Origin of the sequence: Trebonia sp., from assembly GCF_030042015.1 — a bacterium.
Taxonomy (GTDB): Bacteria; Actinomycetota; Actinomycetes; order Streptosporangiales; family Streptosporangiaceae; genus Trebonia.
Map to the genome: position 1 here is coordinate 1 of NZ_JASIAL010000350.1, position 5,998 is coordinate 5,998.

The following is a 5,998-nucleotide window of genomic DNA, read 5'->3' on the forward strand; positions in this document are numbered from 1 at the left end:
GGCAGCAGGTTGTTGTGGTGGATCTTCGGGTCCAGGCAGTCCGGCGCGGGCCGCCGGACGCTGGCGGTGACCAGCGTGATCCCAGCCAGGTCGTATACGGGGTCCTTGAACTCGGCGAGGACGATCAGCGTCGGGCCCGAGGTGTTCAGCCGGGGGTCCATGCCCGAGGTGATCTTGACCCCGCGGGTCAGCGTGAGCCTGATGTGGACGCCGTCCCGCATCCCGTTCGCCGCGAGCGTCCGGCGGATTTCCCCGGTGATCCGCGCGTCGTCCGGCACCGACGTGAACGCCAGCGCATGCGCGGAGCGGCGCAGCCTGGCCAGGTGCTCGCCGAGCGCGAAGATCCGGCCGTTGGTGAGCCGCAGCCCCTCCCACACCGCGTCCCCGCCCTGGACCGCCGAATCGAACGGGCTCACCCCCGCCTGGTCGCGGTGCGCGAGCGTGCCGCCGACGCTGACGATCAGGTCCCTGTTGCGTTCGTCGAACTTCTGCAGCATGCGGTTACTCCTGCGAGCCGGCCCGGTCCGTTCGGGCTAAAAATTGAGCTTATATTTTCGAATTCTCTCATAGTAGGGCAGACACTGCTCCAGCAGCGGGTGCAGCGCGGGCGGGAGCGCGGGGGGCTCGGCGGCAACCGCCACCGGGACGAAGCCGGTCGACCTGCGCACGCTGTCGTACCAGTACGGCGCCCATACGCCGTCGCTGGCGCGCGGGCCAGGCGGCCAGGACAGCATCGCGGCGGAGAACGGGACGCCCAGCGCGGCGCACAGGGCGCGCAGCCCCGCTTCCGGCGCGGCCAGCAGGTCGGCGGAGTCGATCACCGGCCCGCCGAACCCCTCGAAGATCTCCGCCTGCTGGCGCAGGCCCAGGTCGGCCAGGCTCGGCGCGGCGCGGACCCGGGCGTAGGAGGCGAGCAGCCAGCGAGGGTCCCTGATCAGGAACGCGTGCCGCAGCGGCGCAAGCGCGGACCGGTCCACCGACGGCAGGAGGTGATGGGTCATGTGCTTTTGGTAATAGATCGAGGCGCCTGCTGGCAGCGGGTCGCGGGCCAGCGCGCGCAGCACGGTGCGCCAGTCGGCCGGCTGGCTGGCGATCACCTGCTCGCGGCCGGGGTGGTCAAGCCCCGTGGCCGCCAGGTAGAAGGCGTACAGCGGCTCGTCGGCGACGACCGTGTCCGGGCGGTTCTCCCAGGCCCGCAGCAGCGCCGTGGACAGCGTCCGCGGCCCCGACCACATCGCGATGCGGGTGCCAGCGCCATCGCCCGGGCCGCCGCCGCACGGCAGCCCGCCGCCGCACGGCGGGCCGTGGCCGACCCGCGGGTCCCCGTGAGCGGCGCCGGTCAGAAGACCACCACGCTGCGCAGCACCTCGCCGTGCTCCATCTTGGCGAACGCCGCCTCGACGTCGCCGAGCGAGATCGTCTCTGACACGAACTTGTCAAGCGGCAGCCGGCCCTGCAGGTGCAGGTCGACCAGCATCGGGAAGTCGCGGCTGGGCAGGCAGTCCCCGTACCAGGATGACTTCAGCGCCCCGCCCCGGCCGAACACCTCAAGCAGCGGCAGCTCCAGCCGCATCTCCGGGGTCGGCACGCCGACCAGCACGACCACGCCGGCCAGGTCACGGGCGAAGAACGCCTGCGTGTAGGTCTCGGGCCGCCCGATGGCCTCGATCACCACGTCCGCGCCGAACCCGCCGGTGAGTTCCTTGATGCCCTCGACCGGATCGGCGGTGCGCGAGTTGATCGCGTGCGTTGCGCCGAACTCGCGCGCCCACTGCAGCTTCTGGTCGTCGACATCCACCGCGATGATCGTCTTCGCGCCGGCCAGCCGGGCACCGAGCACGGCGCCGTCGCCGACCCCGCCGCAGCCGATCACCGCGACCGCATCGCCGCGGGTGACGCCGCCCGTGTTGATCGCGGCGCCGATCCCGGCCATCACGCCGCAGCCGAGCAGCCCCGCGGTGGCCGGCGCGATCGCCGGGTTGACCTTGGTGCACTGGCCGGACGCGACCAGCGTCCGCTCGGCGAACGCGCCGATGCCCAGCGCCGGGGACAGCGGCGTGCCGTCGGCCAGCGTCATCTTCTGCCTGGCGTTGTGCGTGGCGAAGCAGTACCAGGGCCGGCCGCGCGTGCAGGCGCGGCACTGCCCGCAGACGGCGCGCCAGTTGAGGATCACGAAGTCGCCGGGCGCCACGCCGGTGACATCGTCGCCGACCGCCTCGACGACACCCGCCGCCTCGTGCCCGAGCAGGTACGGGAAGTCCTCGCCGATGCCGCCCATCTTGTAGTGCAAGTCGGTGTGACAGACGCCACAGGCCTGCACCCGCACGAGCGCCTCGCCAGGTCCTGGATCGGGCACGAGCACCTCCGTGACGCTGACCGGCTCGCCCTTTCCGCCCGCCACCACGCCGTGAACGCTGATTGTCATGCAGGTCCTTTCCTTTCCGCGGGTCCGGGGATGGTCCCCGCCCGATCAGATTCCGAACGGTCCGCTGCTTCGCGCCGCAGGTCCCGGTGCTCAGGCGAGCCGGTATTCGCCGTGCGCGACGACCACGGCCTGGCCGCCCACGAGCACCCGCTCGACCGCATTGTCCGTTCCGTCCGCGCGTGCGTACAGCACCGACGGGCGGTGGATCTGCGCGCCCTGGCGGATCTCGATTTCCTCGCCGAACCTGATCCTGCCGTGCCGGGCGAGGTGCAGCGCCAGCGGGCCGGCGGCCGACCCGGTCGCCGGGTCTTCCGGAACGCCGAGGGCGGGCGCGAACATCCGGGCGGTCCAGCCGCTGGGGGCCTGCGTGAAGCAGCTGGCGTTCACCGGGAGCCTGCCGAGCTTTTGCATGTCCGGCCGCAGCCCGGCGAGCGCCTCCTCCCCGTCGATCTCCACGTAGACGTTCAGCGGGCCGTTGCGGTACCACTCGACCGGCAAGCCGTCCGGTTTGCCCGTGGTGCCGAGCGCGTCGAGCAGTTCGGCCGTGTGGTCATAGGCGCCCCAGGCCGGGATCGGCTGCGACATCCGGCCGAACGTGATCGCGTCGCCGTCCCGCTCCAGTTCCACCGGTACGAGGCCAACGCCAAGCTGGAGCGTCACCGTGTGCTTGCCGAGCATCTCGCCGAGCACCCAGGCCGAGCCGAGCGTGGGGTGCCCGGCGAACGGCAGTTCGGCCCCTGGCGTGAAGATGCGGACGTGGGCGTCGGCATCCTCATCGTCAGGGGGAAGGAAGAAGACCGTCTCCGCGAAGTTCATCTCGCGGGTGGTCTTGAGCATCAGGTCGGCGTCCAGGCCGCGCCCGTCAGGGAAGATGCCAAGCTGGTTGCCTTCCAGCGGGGTGCCGGTGAACACGTTCGCGACGAGGAAGCGGCGGACCAGCGGCCCGCCGCCGGCCGGCCCGCCGTCGGACGGCTCGCCGGCCCACAGGGAGGTCTGGGGAACTCGCACGGTTGTGAGCGTACCCCGATCGTTCACGCACGCCCGGCGGCACGCCCGCGCCAGGACACCGCCCGGCCGGAGTAGTGCCGCCGCGCCGAGTCGGCGGTCATCGCCGCGTAGAGCACGGCGATCAGCGGCAGCATGGGGGCGCGCAGCGGGCAGAGCCGGTAGAAGCGGAGCATCGGCAGGTAGCTGACCGTCATCAGCGCCCAGCCGGACAGGCCCGCCGCGCCGGCGAGCAGCGCCGGGATCGTCGTGCCGTGGCCGCCGCCGGCGGCGGCCACGGCCAGCCAGGCGATGGCCCCGGCGGGCGGCACGGCGTACAGCAGGAGCAGGCAGGCGATCGTGCAGGCGAGCAGTGCCGGGGAGTACCTGAGCTGGGTGTACGCGGACCGGGCGATCATGTGCCACAGGCTGGCGAGGCGCGGGTAGGGGCGGGCACTCTGCACGTGCGCGGTCAGCCCAAGCCAGCACCGGTTGCCGTCGCGCTTGAGCAGCGTGGCGAGCGCCACGTCGTCGATGAGCGCGCCGCGGATCTGCTCGAGGCCGCCGGCCTTGTCCAGGGCGTCTCTCCTGACCAGCATGCAGCCGCCGGCCGCCGCGGCCGTCCGGCCGCGCTGGTGATTGACCTTCCTGAACGGGTAAAGCTGGGCGAAAAAGTAGACGAAGGCGGGCACGATCAGGCGTTCCCACCCCGTGTGCGCGCGCAGCATCGCCATCTGCGAGACGACCGCCCGGTTGTCGCTCTCGGCGGCCGCGACAAGCTCGCGCAGCGCGCCAGGCGCCCAGTCGATATCCGCGTCGGTGAACAGCAGGTACGGCGAAGGTTCGGCCGCTGCGCGGCCGGCGCCCGCGTCCGGCGCGCTGGCGCCCGCGTCCGGCGCGCTGGCCGCCACCCCTTGCGCCATCGCCCACACCTTGCCGGCCCAGCCGGCTGGCCGGGGCTGGCCGGCCACGACGGTCAGCGGCGCGGCGCCCTTTCGCGCTTCTCGCGCTTCTCGCGCTTCTGGCGCTTCTGGCGCTTCTCGCGCGGACTTGACGCCGAGTTCGGCCGCGATCTCCGCGGTGCCGTCCTCGCTCCCGTCGTCCACCAGAATGACGCGGAACTCGCCAGGGTAATCCTGCGCAAGCAGCGCGGGAAGCGTCACCGGCAGCATGTCCGCCTCGTTCCTGGCAGGCACCACCGCGACCACGCCCGGCCAGCGTTCCGGGCTTACCGCGGCTGGCAGCCGCTGGCTGGTCAGCCAGTACCCCCCGTGCGCCGCGAGCAGGAACACCCAGGCCACGGCGGCGACGACGCATGCGATCGCGAGTCCGAGCACACAGGCAGCTTGGCACACAAGCGCCGGGCCGGCTGACCTAACCGCGAGCATTTTGCCCTGGTTTGTCGCTTATCGATGCTGCTTGCAGTCCTGCCGGCGGCGCCGGCTTTTGGCGGTGGGGCCCACGCCACCAATAGGGTTGGCGGTGGGAGCCCCACCGCCAACCCGTGTCGCCGGGCTAGCTGACCTCGCGGAGCAGGCCGGTGTCCACGTCGAACACGAAGCCGCGGATTCGGTCCGTGTGCGGGACGAAAGGGCTGGCCTTGATCCTGGCGACCGACTGGCGGACGTCCCCGTCCAGGCTGGCGAACGCCTCGGCCGCCCAGGGCGGCCGGATCCCGGTGTCGGCTTCGATGGCCGCCTTGAACTGGTCGTCGGTGAACGTGAGCATTCCGCATCGGGTGTGGTGGACGAGCACGATCCCCGTGGTGCCGAGCAGTCGCTGGCTGATCGCGAGCGAGCGGATCGCGTCGTCGGTGACCACGCCGCCGGCGTTGCGGATGACGTGCGCCTCGCCCTCGGTGAGCCCGAGCGCGCCGTACACGTTGAGCCTGGCATCCATGCAGGCGATCACGGCCAGGCCGGCCGTGGGACGGTGCGGCAGCGGACGAGGAAAGGTCGCGGCGTAGCGAGCGTTCCTGGCGAGCAGTTCGTCGTGCACGCCCATGCCGGTCACCGCCCGCGCCGGCGAGCCACCATCACATTCACGCTGGCTAATATAGGGCATTTCATGATATTTCCGATATAGGCAACACAGGCCGCAACGGTGGGTGCGGCACGGCAGGCCGCGGTTGCGACGGCAGGCGCCTGGCCGGGGGCGCCGTGCACCACCGCTTCGTTACCGTCCCGCAGCAACCACAGATCTGGTTGAAGCGTCTTCAGGTTGGGATAATTAGTTGAAGAAATGAAGAAAGGCGTGAGCGTCATGGGTGGTGTGCGGACAGGCGGGAAGCTGCGGGCGCGCGCAAGGCTCGCGATGCTCGGCGCAGCTGCTGCGGCGGCGACCGCGATTGTTGCATGCAGTACCCTCCCGGGTGCCGCGTCGGCGGCCGCCGCCAAGCCCGCGGCTCCCATCAAGCCTGTCGCCGTCACCAAGCCCGCGGCTGCCGCGCGTTCCGCGTCCGTTGCGGCGCCCGCCGCCCGGGCCGCTGCCGCGGCCCCGGCCTACACCCCGTCGAAGCGCGACCTTCGCGAGGGCATGACCGGTGCCGACGTCAAGGCGTTGCAGGAACGGCTCTTGACGCTGAAGTAC

Annotated in this window: 7 protein-coding genes; 1 reads left to right on the forward strand and 6 read right to left on the reverse strand. The window is 71.7% G+C overall.

Going from position 1 to position 5,998, the window contains the following annotated elements; all coding sequences use genetic code 11:
• The 6 genes from Q1N79_RS19005 to Q1N79_RS19030 form a co-directional block, all read right to left on the reverse strand.
• Window positions 1-497, reverse strand: a 497-nt coding sequence (locus Q1N79_RS19005; RefSeq protein ID WP_300610764.1) for an aminotransferase class IV, incomplete at its 3' end; no start/stop codon positions are given.
• Between the two features lie 36 nt (window positions 498-533).
• Entirely contained in the window at window positions 534-1,235 is a 702-nt protein-coding gene (locus Q1N79_RS19010; protein WP_300610766.1) for a hypothetical protein, read from the reverse strand.
• Window positions 1,236-1,339: 104 nt separating this feature from the next.
• Window positions 1,340-2,425: an S-(hydroxymethyl)mycothiol dehydrogenase gene (locus Q1N79_RS19015; protein ID WP_300610767.1), complete on the reverse strand. Its 1,086-nt coding sequence runs from the start codon at window positions 2,423-2,425 to the stop codon at window positions 1,340-1,342.
• Window positions 2,426-2,515: 90 nt separating this feature from the next.
• Complete coding sequence (locus Q1N79_RS19020) at window positions 2,516-3,433, reverse strand: PhzF family phenazine biosynthesis protein (protein ID WP_300610768.1); 918 nt, start codon at window positions 3,431-3,433, stop codon at window positions 2,516-2,518.
• Between the two features lie 23 nt (window positions 3,434-3,456).
• Window positions 3,457-4,746 carry a glycosyltransferase gene (locus Q1N79_RS19025; protein WP_300610770.1) on the reverse strand — a complete coding sequence of 430 codons (1,290 nt, stop codon included), beginning with the start codon at window positions 4,744-4,746 and terminating at the stop codon, window positions 3,457-3,459.
• A gap of 178 nt (window positions 4,747-4,924) precedes the next feature.
• Window positions 4,925-5,413, reverse strand: a complete 489-nt coding sequence (locus Q1N79_RS19030; protein WP_300610772.1) for a carbonic anhydrase — start codon at window positions 5,411-5,413, stop codon at window positions 4,925-4,927.
• 237 nt (window positions 5,414-5,650) lie between these two features.
• Here Q1N79_RS19030 and Q1N79_RS19035 point away from each other — a divergent pair.
• On the forward strand, window positions 5,651-5,998 hold a 348-nt coding region (locus Q1N79_RS19035), incomplete at its 3' end, for a peptidoglycan-binding protein (protein ID WP_367185102.1).

Bases quoted from the DNA above. Each gene is read 5' to 3' on its own strand.
- Q1N79_RS19010 (WP_300610766.1), bottom strand. From the start codon at position 1,235: ATGTGGTCGGGGCCGCGGACGCTGTCCACGGCGCTGCTGCGGGCCTGG.
- Q1N79_RS19015 (WP_300610767.1), bottom strand. From the start codon at position 2,425: ATGACAATCAGCGTTCACGGCGTGGTGGCGGGCGGAAAGGGCGAGCCG.
- Q1N79_RS19030 (WP_300610772.1), bottom strand. From the start codon at position 5,413: ATGGGCGTGCACGACGAACTGCTCGCCAGGAACGCTCGCTACGCCGCG.